We start from the raw sequence: 14,138 nt of genomic DNA, 5'->3' as shown, positions 1-14,138 counted from the left end.
GAACCATAGTGCCCGATTACATCGTGCACAATCTAAATGGGCGCAGGTGTATCGTGGGCTCAGTCACAGGGGGTGGAAGGGGACGGACATGCGGAACTTCACCCTGGAGCTGGACGACCAGCTCTGCTTCGCGCTCTACGCCGCCTCGCGGGCCGTCACCGCGCGGTACCGGCCGTTGCTGGACGACCTGGGCCTGACCTACCCGCAGTACCTGGTGCTGCTGGTGCTGTGGGAGCGGGGCTCGGTCCCGGTGAAGGACGTCGCCGCCGCGCTCCAACTCGACTACGGCACGCTCTCGCCGCTGCTCAAGCGGCTGGAGTCGGCCGGCCTGATCCGCCGGGAACGCCGTCCGGACGACGAGCGCTCGGTCCGGGTCGTGCTCACCGAACAAGGCGAGGAGCTGCGCGAACGCGCCAAGGACGTGCCGCCCGCGATCGGCGACGCGATGAACCTCAGCCAGGAGGACACGGCCCGGCTGCGCGCCCTCCTGCGCACGTTGGCCGACAACGTCAGCCGCTGATCACGCCCTCCAGGTGCGGCCGGTGCGACCACAGCGCGAACCGCCGGCCGTCACCGGTGGTCGAGGTCGAGAAGTCGACCTCCCCCGGTAGCGGAATCGGCGCCTTGAACCGCACGTCGACCTCGTACGCGTCGGGCAGCCGGCCTTCGAACGCGGCCACGCACCGGGCCTTCGACCACATGCCGTGCGCGATGGCCCGGGGGAAGCCGAACGCCTTCGCGGCCAGCGAGTGCAGGTGGATCGGGTTCCGGTCGCCGGACACGTCCGCGTACCGCCGCCCGAGGTCACCGGGCAGCCGCCACACCGCCGTCGGCACGGGCGGCTCGGCACGCGCGGACTGGCCCTCGGACTGGCCCTCGGACCGGCCGGCAGAGGCCCCGCCGCCGCGCCGGAGATAAGTCGACACGTCGACCCAAGCCTCTTCGCCCTCGACGCACACCGTGGTCACCACGTCGAACTGCCGACCGCGCTCGTGCGGCCGCAGGTTCGCCAACGCCACGTGCAGCGACAGCGGTTCGGACACCAGCAACGGCCGGTGCTGCGTGATCCGGTTGGCCACGTGCACCAGACCGGGCAGCGGGAACGGGAACCCGCGCGCCGTCATCAGCCGGATCTGCAGCCCGAACCCGAGCACGTGCGGGTACGTGATCGGCAGCTCGTCGCGCACGCCGAACCCGCACACCTTGTTGTACCGCGCCAAGTGCTCCGGGTCGACCGTGACCTCGGCGTCCGAAGAGGACTCCGGCAGCTCGGTCCCGCGCCGGGTGAACCCGGTCAGCGCGGCCTTGGCGTACAGCAGGGTCAGGTTCGACATCACGCCCCCAGCAGGCTCTGCCCGCACACCCGCACGACGTTGCCGTTCACCCCGGCCGACGCCGGGTGCGCGAACCACGCGATCGTCTCGGCGACGTCCACCGGCAGACCGCCCTGCGCCATGCTGTTCATCCGCCGCCCCGCCTCGCGGATCAGCAACGGCACCGCGGCGGTCATCTTCGTCTCGATGAACCCCGGCGCGACCGCGTTCACCGTGGCCCGGCCCGCGACCCGCCGGGACAGCGAGTCGACCACGCCGATCACACCCGCCTTGCTGGTGGCGTAGTTGGTCTGGCCGACGTTGCCCGCGATGCCCGCGATGGACGACACGCCGATGATCCGCCCGTCGGGCCGCACCGCGTCCGCCGCGAACAACGCGTCGTCGACCCGTTCCTGCGACGCCAGGTTCACCGCGATCACCGCGTCCCACCGGTCGGCGTCCATCCGCCCGAGCGTGCGGTCCCGCGTGATGCCCGCGTTGTGCACCACGATGTCGACGCCGTGGTGCCGCTGCGTGAGGTGCTCGACGATCTTCATGGGTGCGTCCGGCGCGGTGATGTCGAGTTGGAGCGTCGAACCGCCGACCCGGTTCGCCACCGCGGACAGTTCCTCGCCCTGCGCGGGCACGTCCAGGCACACGACGTGCGCGCCGTCGCGTCCCAGCACGTCGGCGATCGCCGCGCCGATACCCCGCGACGCACCCGTGACCAGCGCGACCTTCCCGGCCAACGGCCGGTCCCAGTCCTCCGGCGCCTCGACGTCGGCCGGCCCGATCCGCACCACCTGCCCGGACACGTACGCCGACCGGCCCGACAGCAGGAACCGCAACGTCGACTCGATCGCGCCCTCGGCGCCGGGCGCGACGTACACCAGCTGTGCCGTGCCGCCGCGCTTGAGCTCCTTGCCGACGCTGCGCGTGAACCCCTCCAGCGCGCGCTGCGCGACCTGCGACTCGGCCTGCTCGGGCGGTGTCCCGAGAACCACCACCCGCCCGCACGGCGCCAGCGACCGGATCACCGGCTGGAAGAACTCGTACAGCTCGCGCAACCGCTCGACCGAGTCGATGCCGGACGCGTCGAACACCAGTCCGCCGTACCGATCGGCCTCGGACACCACGTCCAGGCCGATCGACTTCACCACCGCGCCGACCGGGTCGACGAGTCGTCCGCTGCCACCGACCAGCACGGGGCCGTCGAGCGGGGGCTGCGCGGGTGAATGGCGGCGCAACGGGTACGGATCGGGTAGGCCCAGCTTGCCCACGACGAACCGCCCGAGGCCGGACTTGGCGAACGACTGGTATCGATCCATGCCGACATCACACTCCCTACTTGCTAGTAAGTCTACTGGCGAGTAGCTAACATTGGCGGCGACACGCCCACCACCCTGGAGGACGACATGGCCCGCGTAGCCATCCTCGGCGGCAACCGCATCCCGTTCGCCCGCTCGAACGGTCCGTACGCCACAGCGTCGAACCAGGACATGTTCACCGCCACCCTGGACGGTCTGGTCAGCCGGTTCGGCCTCCAGGGGGAACGGCTCGGCGAGGTCGTCGCGGGCGCGGTGCTCAAGCACAGCCGCGACTTCAACCTGGTCCGCGAGGCGGTGCTGGGCAGCAGGCTGTCCGCCGAAACCCCTGGTTACGACATGCAGCAGGCGTGCGGCACCGGTCTGCAGGCGGTGATCGCGGTGGCCAACAAGATCGCGCTCGGGCAGATCGAGGTCGGCATCGCGGGCGGCGTGGACACCACCAGCGACGCGCCGATCGCCGTGAACGAGGGCCTGCGCGGCGTGCTGCTGGAGTTCAACCGGGCCCGGAGCGCCGGCGCGAAGCTCAAGGCCGCGCTGAAGCTCCGCCCTCGGCACGTGGTGCCGGACGTGCCGCGCAACGGCGAGCCGCGCACCGGCCTGTCCATGGGCGAGCACGCCGCGATCACCGCCCGCGAGTGGGGCATCTCGCGTGAGGACCAGGACGAACTGGCCGCCGCCAGCCACCGCAACCTCGCCGCCGCCTACGACCGCGGGTTCTTCGACGACCTCGTCACGCCGTTCCAGGGCCTGACCCGCGACCAGAACCTGCGGCCGGACTCGTCGGTGGAGAAGCTGGCCAAGCTCAAGCCGGTGTTCGGCCGGGGCGAGGGCGCGACGATGACCGCGGGCAACTCCACGCCGCTCAGCGACGGCGCGTCGGCCGTGCTGCTGGCGTCCGAGGAGTGGGCGGCGGCGCGGAACCTGCCGGTGTCGGCCTACCTCACGTTCACCGAGACGGCCGCCGTCGACTACGTCCACGGCGCCGAGGGCCTGCTGATGGCGCCCGCCTACGCCGTGCCGCGGATGCTGGCGCGGGCCGGTCTGGCGTTGCAGGACTTCGACTTCTACGAGATCCACGAGGCGTTCGCGTCGCAGGTGCTGACGACGTTGAAGGCGTGGGAGGACGCGGACTTCTGCAAGGGCAGGCTCGGCTTGGACGGTCCGCTCGGCGCGATCGACCGCTCGAAGCTCAACGTCAACGGCTCGTCGCTGGCCGCCGGCCACCCGTTCGCCGCCACCGGCGCCCGAATCGTGGCCACCCTGGCCAAGCTCCTGGCCGAACGCGGCTCAGGCCGCGGCCTGATCTCGATCTGCGCAGCCGGCGGCCAGGGCGTCACCGCGATCGTCGAGCGATAACCCCGAGAGTCGAACCCCCAGATCCCGAGAGTCGAACCCTCAGGTCGCGTGAGTCGAACCCTCAGGTGCCGAGAGTCGAACCTCCAGGCCGCGCGAGTCGAACTCTCAGGACCGGTGAGTTCAACGTTCAGGTCCGGCGAGTTGTCCACAGGCAAGGCCCGACGGCCCGATCTTGTCGGTCCGGTCTGGCAGGATCAAAAACAGGGATCCCCTGGGCGGGGACCCCTGCGAAGCGGTCCGTCAGCGCGAAGCACCCCGGTCAGTCGAGGAGCGTCCACGAGGCCGTGCAGCGGACCGTCACCACGATCTGCTGCGCCTCCAGGTTGAGCTGGTCCATCTGCGGCGGCACGCCGGGCGCGCCGCCGCCGTAACCGCGCGTCATCGTGCGGTGCGACTCGGCCGCCCACACCTCGGCGTCGCCGTCGGTCAGCCGTTGGAGCGGGCCGAGTCGTGCACCGAGGGCCTCCGTGTACCCCTCGGCACGGCGGCGCGCGTCCTGCACGGCCTCGCGCTGCGCCTCCCGGACGGCGTCCGCGTCGTCCTTGAGCTGCCACGTCGGCCCGTTGAGCCACGTCGGCTCGGCGATCACGAGGGTGGCCAGCAGGTCGTCCACGCCCGTGATGTCGTTGATCCGCACGAGGTAGTTCTGCGCGGCACGGCTGCCGGAACGGCGCTTGCCGTCCCAGTTGTCGTGCACGTGGAGCTGCCGTGAACGCACCTCCACGCCCGGCCGTTCGAACGCGGGCTCCACGGCGGCGATCCGCGCGGTCAGCGCGTCCACCGCCTCGTTGCGCGTCGAGCCCGTCGTCTCGAAGCTCACGTTCACCTCGGCGCGGTCGGCGGTCCGCTCGACCTTGCCGACGCCCTTCGTCACCACCTCAGCCATGGCGCCGACGCTACCGGTCATGGCGCTCGATAGCTCTGTATAGCTTTGGCCCTAGATAGATGAATACCCGCCGACACGGCGTGAGTATTGGATCGGTCGTAGACACCTCGATACCGTCCGAGGATGGACCCGGTGCGCAACCCGTTCGCCCCCGGTGCGGGCCAGCGGCCACCCGAGCTGGCGGGGCGCGACAAGGAGTTGCGCGCGTTCGAGGTGGTGCTGGAACGGGTCGCTCGCGGCCGGCCGGAACGCAGCCTCGTGCTCACCGGGCTGCGCGGCGTGGGCAAGACCGTGCTGCTGGGCGAACTGCGGTCGATGGCGGTGAAACGCGGCTGGGGCGCGGGGAAGATCGAGGCACGGCCCGAGGCGGGGTTGCGCCGACCGCTGTCGGCGGCACTGCACCGGGCGATCCGCGACCTGGCCGTGCGGCACCGCGCGCCGGACCGGGTGGAGGCCGTGCTCGGGGTGCTGAAGGCGTTCGCGCTGCGGGCCAACCCCGAGGACGCGAAGCTGCGCGACCGGTGGCAGCCGGGCATCGACGTGCCCGCGGCGGTCGGACGGGCGGACTCCGGTGACATCGAGATCGACCTGGTGGAGCTGTTCACGGAGGTCGCGGAGCTGGCGCAGGACGTCGGCACCGGCGTGGCGCTGCTGATCGACGAGATGCAGGACGTGCAGGCGGACGACATCTCGGCGTTGTGCGCGGCGTGCCACGAGCTGTCGCAGTCCGGGGCACCGCTGGTCGTGGTCGGCGCCGGGCTGCCGCACCTGCCCGCCGTGCTGTCGGCGTCGAAGTCGTACTCGGAGCGGCTGTTCCGGTACGTCCGGATCGACCGGCTGGCGCGTGAGGACGCGGACCGGGCGGTGTTGGCGCCGGTGGACCGCGAGGAGGCGGGCATCGAGCCGGAGGCGTTGGACGCGCTGTTCGACGCGTCCGGCGGCTACCCGTACTTCATCCAGGCCTACGGCAAGGCGGCGTGGGACGCGGCGCCGGCCGACCCGATCACCGCGGTGGACGTGGCGGTGGCCGCGCCGGAGGCGGACGTCGAGTTGGCGGTCGGGTTCTTCGGGTCGCGGTACGAGCGGGCGACGCCGGCCGAGCGGGAGTACCTGCGGGCGATGGCGGAGCTGACCGACGGCAAGGACGCGGGCGTGAACACCGCGCAGGTGGCCGACCACCTGGGGCGCAAGCCGTCGTCGTTGTCGCCGGCGCGGGACAGTCTGATCAAGAAGGGGCTCGTGTACTCGGCCGAGCGCGGGCAGATCGCGTTCACCGTGCCCCACTTCGGCCGGTTCCTGCTCGGTCGCGAGGACTGACGTCGGCCTGACCTGCGGTTATTCGTTCGCTTCGGTTGCATTGGGTGATCTAGCGTGCACGCTAGAGAGTTCTCTTCGGCGCGTCCGGTCTGCGAGGTGAACATCAGGCGAATCGCCGGGCTCCTCCAGGTGGCTGCCGATGATTCGTCGGCATGTGCGGCACCTCACCGGAAAATCGGGTGCGCTCGCGCACGCGAGGGTGCATACTTGAGGCACACCACCGAGAGAACCTTTGAGAGGGATGAATCCCCGATGAACTTCACTGCGAAGCTCCGCGCTCGTCGTGTCGAGGCTCGCAACCGCAAGGCTGTCGCCCGCGCGATCGACATGGCGCCCACCCCGGCCATGCGTCACGAGCTGATGGCGATCGCCCAGGCGCAGGTGACCACCCTCCGTTGAGGAGGACCTCCCGGCGCGCGTGACGACCACCCGATCGATATCGGGTGTGCAGCCCCGTCGTCCGCGCTCTGGCGAAGGGTGAACGACGAAGCCCTGCCGCACCTCCCGCGCGGCAGGGCTTCGTCACATCGAAACGTGACCTGTGTCACATCCAGTAGGGGATGTAACAGTCCACGATCGTGTCTCGATGTTCCAGATGACCCCGCGATGCTGTCGGACCCCCGACCTGGCAGCACCGCGGGGTTTCCCATGTCCGGCTACGCGGCCGTGGCCGAGCCGTTCCAGGCGTCGTCAACTCTCCGGGCACGCCCGATCATCACCATCTCCCCCTGCGGTGTTTCACCTGTCCCCCACGGACAACACCATCGTGCCACCGGGGTACGACAGTTTCTCCGAGGTTTGCTGAGAGCATGACCGGATGACGCCTCCGCTCCTGGTCGTGGACGCGGCCAACGTCGTCGGCTCCGTCCCGGACGGCTGGTGGCGCGACCGCGCCGGCGCCGCCACCCGCCTGCGGGACAACCTCGTCGAAGTGGCCGAACACGGCCTGCCGACGCTCCCGGGCCCGCTGGAAGTGGTCCTCGTGGTCGAGGGCAGGGCCCGCGACGTCGAGTCGATCCCCGGCGTCCGCGTCGTCTCCGCCCCCGGCTCAGGCGACGACACCATCGTGGACGTAGTCCGCACCAACCCCCCGAACCGCCCGTGCACGGTAATCACCGCCGACCGAGCCCTCCGCCACCGCGTGGAAGCCCTGAACGCCGCCGTCCTCGGCCCCCGCACAGTCCGTTCCCGCTAGTCGTCTCAGTTGGTGGACGGCGAAATAGCCCGCCAGGGGCATCGTGTTGACCGCCGGTCGTTGGCCGACGTGCGCCGCAAGGTGGTCCTGCTCGACTACTGGTCCTTCTGCTGCCAGTAGGTCAACTTCTCCACGTGCCGAAGTCGCGATCCTCGCGACATGCCGCCGCGGAGCGCGGGCAGCCGTGTCCCTCGTTGCCGAGGATGACGAGCAGGTCCTCAACCGTGCGCGGCTCGCGTCGATAGCGGGACACCTGTCTGCGCAAGGCCGCCTGAACCACCCTGGGCGACAGGTCGAGTTGGTCCAGCAGGAAATCGTCCTGATGGAGCACCGTGATGGCGTAAGGCGTCACCGCGGACTCCGGGAAGTCTTTGAGGTTCTCAGTGACCAGGACCTCGGCTCCTCCTCTCACAGCGGCGGCCAGGACGTGCCGGTCCTTGGGATGGTTCTCCATCGAGTCGACGAGGTGTTGGTAGCCGGTGATCTCCGCGTCGGGGAAGTGGCGGTTCATCTGGTCGAGGCGATGTGCGACCTGAGCTTCGGTCGCTCCGCGCTTGCGCAGGTTTCGATCAAGCTCGGTGAGCACGCCGGCCGACCAGAGCGGGCGGTAGAGACCGCACTCGGCGATGCTCAGCGCGGTGTCGCACAGGTACGGCTTGAGCAGTACGCAGGTGTCGATGAAAACGGGGAACAAGGCTCACCTGAGGTCGTCGTCCGCCGGCATCCGCTCGAACGGCGCGTCGAGCGGCAGGTCGTACAACCCGTCGTCCTCGCCCGCCCGCACCATCTCGTCCAGCCCCGCAGCACGTGCACGGCGGGATCGGTCCTGATAGGCGAGCAGGTCGACCAGTCGCACCCGACGGTGGCGGTTCGGCTGCTCGAAGGGGATCTCCCCCGCTTCGAGCAAGCGCACCAGAGTCGGTCGGGAAACTCCCAGCAGGTGGGCTGCCTCGCTGGTGGTCAGAACGGTGTGCTGGGGCGCAACCGTGATGGCGAGGCCCTGTGACATGGCCAGGACGACATCGCGAAGGACCTCGAACACCTCGGCGGGCAGTTCCAGACGGCTTCCGTCGGGGCCGACGAGCGCGGCGTTGTCCTCGCGCAGCCGAGTCAGTGCCGCGATCCATGGCGTCAGGCTTTCCGGTCGTGCCGGCGGCAGCACTGTCCGTTCCCCAACGGTGCTTGTCATGCATCAACCATACCTGGAAACGAACAAAACGAACGGGTGAATCCGTCCACATCGCGGACGTCGGAACACCCAGCCCTTGACGTCGTGTTGACTCCGGACGTGACGACCGCACAACGACGCCGCGCCCGTGTCCGCGCCCCCGAACTGGTGGGCCGCGGGTGGCTCAACACGGGTGGGCGGGACATCAAGCTGGCCGAACTGCGCGGCAAGGTGGTCCTGCTCGACTTCTGGTCCTTCTGCTGCATCAACTGCCTGCACGTCCTCGACGAGCTGCGCCCCCTCGAAGCCGAGTTCGCCGACGTCCTGGTCACCATCGGCGTGCACTCGCCCAAGTTCGTGCACGAGGCCGAGGCGGCGGCCCTCGAAGCGGCCGTCGAGCGGTACGAGGTGGAGCACCCCGTGCTGGACGACCCCGAGCTCACGACGTGGCAGAACTACGCGGTGAAGGCGTGGCCCACGCTCGTGCTGGTCGACCCCGAGGGGTACGTCGTGCACGTCGCCGCCGGCGAGGGCCACCTCGACGCGCTGCGCCAGATCGTGTCCGAGATCGTCACCGAGCACGACGCCAAGGGCACCCTCCACCGCGGCGACGGCCCGTACGTCGCGCCGCCGCCCAGGGCCACCGAACTCCGGTTCCCCGCGAAGGCCGTCCTGACCGGGAACAACACCCTCCTCGTCAGCGACTCCGCCCGCCACAGCCTGGTGGAGCTGGACCTCGACGGCGAGACCGTGATCAGGCGAATCGGCACCGGCGAACGCGGTCGCCGGGACGGCCTGGACCCCACCTTCTCCGAACCCGCCGGCATCGCGCTCCTCCCCGACGACGTCGCTGCCGAGGTCGGCTACCACGCCGTCATCGCCGACACGGTCAACCACCTCCTGCGCGGCCTCGACCTGGTCACCGGCGAGGTCACCACGATCGCGGGCACCGGCGAGCAGTGGCGCGACGGCGACACCGACGGCCCGGCCGACGAGATCCACCTCACCAGCCCGTGGGACGTCACCTGGTGGGAACCCGCTGGTGGCGTGGCCATCGCCCTCGCCGGCAACCACACCCTCGGCCTGTTCAAGCCCCTGGAACGCCGCCTCGAACGCCTCGCCGGCACCACTGTCGAAGGCCTGCACGACGGCCCGGCGGCGGAGGCGTTCTTCGCCCAGACCTCGGGCCTCGCGGCCGACGGCGACCGGCTCTGGCTGGTCGACTCGGAGACCTCCGCGCTGCGCTGGCTGGACGCCGACCGCACCGTGCACACCGCCGTCGGCAAGGGCCTGTTCGACTTCGGCCACCGCGACGGCCCGGCCGACCAGGCGCTGCTCCAGCACCCGCTGGGCGTCACGGTCCTGCCCGACCACCAGATCGCCATCTCCGACACCTACAACGGCGCCATCCGCCGCTACGACCCGTCGACCGGCGAGGTGTCGACCCTGGCCACCGACATCGCCGAACCGTCCGACGCGGTCCTGGTGGACGGCGAACTGGTCGTCGTCGCCTCCGCCGCGCACCGCCTGGAACGCCCCGTCGCACCCGGCGCGCAGCTGGTCAGCGGCGACGCGCACAAGGTCCGCCGCCCGCCGTCCGTGATCGCGCCCGGCGACCTCGAACTCGCCGTCGTCTTCACCCCGCCGACCGGCCAGAAGCTGGACGACCGGTTCGGCCCGTCCACCCGCCTGGAGATCACCAGCTCCCCGCCCGAGCTGCTGGAAGCGGGCGCGGGCGTCGGCACGGACCTGGTCCGCACGCTGCGCGTCGCGGAAGGTTTCACCGAGGGCGTGCTGCACGTCGTGGCCCAGGCCGCGAGCTGCACGGACGACCCGAGCGTCGAGCACCCGGTGTGCAAACTGGCCCGCCAGGACTGGGGCGTGCCCGTCCGCGTGGTAAAAGACGGACCGCACCGGCTACCCCTGATGATGGGCGGCCTCGACGAGGGCATCTAGACTCTGCCGGTGCCCGATGTCAAGCTCGAGATCCAGATGCTGCACGACCGCGTGATGGTGCGGATCTCGCCGGAGGACGGCGAACGCCGCAGCAGCGGTGGCATCGTGATCCCGGCGACCGCCCAGATGGCCAAGCGCCTGGCCTGGGGCGATGTGCTCGGGGTCGGCACGAACGTGCGGCACGTCAAGGTCGGCGACCGCGTGTTGTTCAACCCCGAGGAACAGTTCGAGGTCGAGGTTCAGGGCCAGACCTACCTCGTCATGCGGGAACGGGACGTGCACGCCACCGCGACGGAGCGGACGGAACACGGGACCGGGCTTTACCTGTGAAATCTGCTGTGAAACCTGTGAACCGCATCGACCGTGATCGACGCGTGACGACGGTCGGGTAAGCAGTCCCAGGACCTTTGCGGAGAGGCAAGAGGGGGAGCGGTGCCGGAGAACCAGCGACCGGAGTACGACGCTGAGCGGACCAGGGCCATGGAGCCGGTCCGCCCGTCGGACACCGCCTCGGAGCGCACGACGAAGCTCCCGGCGGGCACGGTCCAGGAGGCCGAGTGGCCCCAGGACGAGCCGGACAACGACCCGGACACCGCGGCGACCGTGCAGAACGTGACGCCCCCGTCGGGCAACCCCGACAACGCGACGGCCCCGCCGAGCGTCTCTCACAACGTGACGCAGCACCCGACGCACAACCCACCCCGCGACGTGCCGCCGACGGGCGCCGATGCGACCCAGGCGATCATGCCGTCCGGTGACGTGACCCGAGCCCTCACGCCGCCGCCCGCCGCCGAGCAGACCCGCACGATCAACACCCCGCCCGGCGGCTTCGGCCGGCCGATGGCGGCCCCGTCGGCCCAGTCGTTCCCGTCGGCCCCGTCGCCCTCGGAGGCCACCACGGTCTTCGCCGCGCCGGTGACCGCGCCGGAGCCCGAGGCGACCGTCTACGGCCCGGTGATGGTCGACCGGGACACCGAGACCGACGAGGCCGACGCCCGCCGCAAGCGCTTGCGCAAGGGCGGTCTGATCGCCGCCGCCGTGCTCGGCGTGATGGTCCTCCTCTACGGCCTGGACATGGTCGTCTCCGGCGGCGACGTGCCGCGCGGCGTGACCGTCGCGGGCGTGGACGTCGGCGGCATGAGCCACACCGACGCCGAGCAGAAGCTGCGCGACGAGATCGGTCCCCGCCTGGCCGCGCCGGTGAAGGCGCGCGCGGGCGACGTGGAGACCGAGATCGACCCGAAGGCCGCCGGCCTGGAGCTGGACTGGACCGCCACGCTGGACCGCGCGGGCAGCCAGCCGCTGTCCCCGATCACCCGCGTCACCTCGTTCTTCACCTCCCGCGAGGTCGGCTTCGCCACCCGCAGCGACGAGGGCAAGCTGGCCGCCGCCCTGGAGGGCCTGCGCGCCACGACCGACCACGACCCGGCCGAGGGCGCCATCCGGTTCGAGGGCGCCACGCCGATCGCGGTCGACCCGAAGCAGGGCCAGAAGCTGGACCTGGCCGGCGCGTCGGAGAAGATGCTCGCCGACTGGGCGGACGGCGGCACCGTCGAGCTGCCGGTGGCCACCACCCCGGTCAAGACGACCAAGGAGGGCGTGCAGAAGGCCCTGGACGAGGTCGCCAAGCCCGCCACCTCCGCGCCGCTGATCATCCAGGGCGAGGGCAAGGACGCGACGCTCACGCCCGAGCAGCTGGCCACCGTGCTGGTGTTCGAGCCCGCCGACGACGGCAGCCTGACCGCGAAGGTCGACAACGGCAAGGTCGTCGAGCACGCCGGTCCGCAGCTGAAGGACACGGAGAAGGAGGGCAAGGACGCCCAGATCGTGTTCGAGGGCGGCCGGCCCGTGGTGAAGGAGTCGGTGGACGGTCTCGGCATCGACTGGGACAAGTCCCTGGTCACCACCCTCGACGTGCTCAAGCGCGCCGACAACCGCGCGATCAAGGCCGAGTACAAGCACACGCCCGCCAAGGTGACCACCGAGCAGGCGAACAAGATGGGCATCAAGGAGATCATCGGCGAGTTCTCGACCGGTGGCTTCGTGGCCGCGTCCGGCACCAACATCCGCGTCGTGGCCGAGAAGGTCAACGGCGCGATCGTGAAGCCGGGCGAGACGTTCAGCCTCAACGGCCACACCGGTCCGCGCGGCACCGCGCAGGGCTACGTCGAGGCGGGCATCATCGAGAACGGCGTCCCCGGCAAGGCGGTCGGCGGCGGCATCTCGCAGTTCGCCACCACGCTCTACAACGCCGCCTACCACGCGGGCATGAAGGACGCGGGCCACAAGGAGCACAGCTACTGGATCTCGCGGTACCCGAAGGGGCGCGAGGCCACGGTGTTCATGGACGGCGCGGGCAACAGCCTGATCGACATCAAGTTCACCAACCCGGACGAGACCGGGGTGGCGATCCAGACGATCTGGACCCCGTCCTCGATCAGGATCGTGCTGTGGGGCACCAAGAACTACGACGTGACCGGCTCGACCAGCGCCGACTTCAACCAGACCCAGCCGCAGGAGCGCAAGGTCAACAAGCCGGACTGCCAGCCGAGCAACGGCGCGCCCGGCTTCTCGGTCACCGACACCCGCACCATCACCGACCGCCGCACCGGCCAGTCCCGCTCGGAGAGCCGCACCGTCCGGTACGACCCGCAGTTCAAGATCGTCTGCGAGCCGCCGCCGGGCGGCTGAGCCGCCTGGGTTCGTGGTAGCCACGACGGGGTATTCACCCGATCGTGGCTACCACTGGGCAAGAGGTGCGAAGACATCCCGCCGTGCAGCTGCTGGGGCGCGCCGGGATGGTGTGTTACGGGCTCGTCCACGTGCTGCTGGCGGCGTTGACGGCGCAGGTGGTCCTCGGTGACACCGGGGAGCGGACCGACCAGAAGGGCGCGGTCTCGGCCCTCGCCCAGACCTCGATCGGGCCGGTGCTGTTGTGGGTGCTGGCGATCGGTCTGTTCGCGTTCGCGGGCTGGCAGCTCACCATGGCCGTGTCCGGCTACGGGTGGGTCGGCAAGAAGCGCAAACGCGTGTACCGCAAGTTCGGCTCGGTCGGTCGCGCCATCACCGGCACGGTGATCGGGATCGCGGCCATCGGCTACGCGACCGGGTCGTCGCAGAGCAGCTCGACCGAGCAGTCCCAGACGTGGACGGCGCGCGTGCTCGCGCTGCCGTTCGGGCAGGTCCTGGTGGGTGCGGTGGCGGTGTTCGTGCTGGGGCTCGGGGTGGCGGTGGCGCGCAAGGGCGTGAAGAAGTCGTTCGAGGACGACCTGAACATGTCCGAGTTGCCCGGCGGCACGCGGGCCTGGGTCGAGCGGCTGGGTCGGATCGGCTGGATCGGCAAGGGCGCGTCGTACGTGCTCATCGGCATCCTGGTCGCCTTCGCCGCGATCAACGCCAACCCGGCCGAGTCGGGCGGGATGGACAAGGCGTTGCACACGTTGGCCGCGCAGCCGTACGGGATCTTCGCGCTGGCCGTGATCGCGGTCGGCTTCCTGGGCTTCGGCGCCTACTGCTTCGCCGCCGCGAAGGCGCACAAGGGCTGATCGGGCCGTCATGGGTCGGGCCGAACGGGCGCGCGACCATGTTCGCCGAGTTCGCCTTGCCCCGGAGCGTTCGC

At 70.5% G+C, this 14,138-nt stretch carries 14 protein-coding genes; 9 read left to right on the top strand and 5 right to left on the bottom strand.

What is annotated here, in order from left to right; genetic code table 11:
• Positions 1–88 precede the first annotated feature (88 nt).
• Positions 89–520 (top strand): MarR family winged helix-turn-helix transcriptional regulator, encoded by a 432-nt coding sequence (locus tag FM051_RS24885; RefSeq protein ID WP_202919000.1) that lies wholly within the window; start codon positions 89–91, stop codon positions 518–520.
• Here FM051_RS24885 and FM051_RS24880 read toward each other — a convergent pair.
• Positions 510–1,334, bottom strand: coding sequence for a MaoC/PaaZ C-terminal domain-containing protein (locus FM051_RS24880; RefSeq protein WP_158847312.1), 825 nt, complete (start codon positions 1,332–1,334; stop codon positions 510–512). The two genes, FM051_RS24885 and FM051_RS24880, sit on opposite strands and share 11 nt — an antisense overlap.
• Positions 1,334–2,641 carry a 3-oxoacyl-ACP reductase gene (locus FM051_RS24875; RefSeq protein ID WP_158847310.1) on the bottom strand — a complete coding sequence of 436 codons (1,308 nt, stop codon included), beginning with the start codon at positions 2,639–2,641 and terminating at the stop codon, positions 1,334–1,336. Before FM051_RS24875 ends, FM051_RS24880 begins: the two co-directional genes overlap by 1 nt.
• An 87-nt stretch (positions 2,642–2,728) precedes the next feature.
• Between FM051_RS24875 and FM051_RS24870 the strand changes: the two genes are divergently transcribed.
• Positions 2,729–3,997: an acetyl-CoA C-acetyltransferase gene (locus FM051_RS24870; protein ID WP_158847308.1), complete on the top strand. Its 1,269-nt coding sequence runs from the start codon at positions 2,729–2,731 to the stop codon at positions 3,995–3,997.
• Between the two features lie 259 nt (positions 3,998–4,256).
• Here the strand turns inward: FM051_RS24870 and FM051_RS24865 are convergent, their stop codons facing one another.
• Positions 4,257–4,883, bottom strand: coding sequence for an SIMPL domain-containing protein (locus FM051_RS24865; protein WP_158847306.1), 627 nt, complete (start codon positions 4,881–4,883; stop codon positions 4,257–4,259).
• Between the two features lie 123 nt (positions 4,884–5,006).
• On the opposite strand from FM051_RS24865, the gene FM051_RS24860 reads away from it, so the two are divergent.
• The 3 genes from FM051_RS24860 (at position 5,007) to FM051_RS24855 (ending at position 7,395) form a co-directional block, all read left to right on the top strand.
• On the top strand, positions 5,007–6,200 hold the full coding sequence (locus FM051_RS24860; protein ID WP_158847304.1) for an ATP-binding protein: 1,194 nt from the start codon (positions 5,007–5,009) through the stop codon (positions 6,198–6,200).
• Positions 6,201–6,452: 252 nt separating this feature from the next.
• Positions 6,453–6,599: a hypothetical protein gene (locus tag FM051_RS50715; RefSeq protein WP_170211556.1), complete on the top strand. Its 147-nt coding sequence runs from the start codon at positions 6,453–6,455 to the stop codon at positions 6,597–6,599.
• A 418-nt stretch (positions 6,600–7,017) separates the two neighbouring features.
• Positions 7,018–7,395 (top strand): PIN domain-containing protein, encoded by a 378-nt coding sequence (locus FM051_RS24855; protein WP_158847302.1) that lies wholly within the window; start codon positions 7,018–7,020, stop codon positions 7,393–7,395.
• A 121-nt stretch (positions 7,396–7,516) separates the two neighbouring features.
• Here FM051_RS24855 and FM051_RS24850 read toward each other — a convergent pair whose 3' ends face one another.
• Positions 7,517–8,089: a PIN domain-containing protein gene (locus FM051_RS24850; protein WP_158847301.1), complete on the bottom strand. Its 573-nt coding sequence runs from the start codon at positions 8,087–8,089 to the stop codon at positions 7,517–7,519.
• A gap of 3 nt (positions 8,090–8,092) precedes the next feature.
• On the bottom strand, positions 8,093–8,557 hold the full coding sequence (locus tag FM051_RS24845) for a helix-turn-helix domain-containing protein (RefSeq protein WP_238412629.1): 465 nt from the start codon (positions 8,555–8,557) through the stop codon (positions 8,093–8,095).
• A 126-nt stretch (positions 8,558–8,683) separates the two neighbouring features.
• On the opposite strand from FM051_RS24845, the gene FM051_RS24840 reads away from it, so the two are divergent.
• The 4 genes from FM051_RS24840 to FM051_RS24825 all read left to right on the top strand — a co-directional run bounded on the left by FM051_RS24840 (position 8,684) and on the right by FM051_RS24825 (position 14,064).
• Positions 8,684–10,519: an NHL domain-containing thioredoxin family protein gene (locus tag FM051_RS24840; protein ID WP_238412628.1), complete on the top strand. Its 1,836-nt coding sequence runs from the start codon at positions 8,684–8,686 to the stop codon at positions 10,517–10,519.
• A 36-nt stretch (positions 10,520–10,555) separates the two neighbouring features.
• Positions 10,556–10,849: a GroES family chaperonin gene (locus FM051_RS24835; RefSeq protein WP_158847508.1), complete on the top strand. Its 294-nt coding sequence runs from the start codon at positions 10,556–10,558 to the stop codon at positions 10,847–10,849.
• Between the two features lie 102 nt (positions 10,850–10,951).
• On the top strand, positions 10,952–13,210 hold the full coding sequence (locus FM051_RS24830; RefSeq protein ID WP_238412627.1) for a VanW family protein: 2,259 nt from the start codon (positions 10,952–10,954) through the stop codon (positions 13,208–13,210).
• Between the two features lie 65 nt (positions 13,211–13,275).
• Positions 13,276–14,064 (top strand): DUF1206 domain-containing protein, encoded by a 789-nt coding sequence (locus tag FM051_RS24825; protein ID WP_238412626.1) that lies wholly within the window; start codon positions 13,276–13,278, stop codon positions 14,062–14,064.
• The last annotated feature ends 74 nt before the right edge of the window (positions 14,065–14,138 follow it).

Source organism: Saccharothrix deserti (genome assembly GCF_009769385.1).
GTDB classification, from domain to species: Bacteria; Actinomycetota; Actinomycetes; order Mycobacteriales; family Pseudonocardiaceae; genus Actinosynnema; species Actinosynnema deserti.
This window is presented reverse-complemented; position numbering and strand designations above follow the sequence as displayed.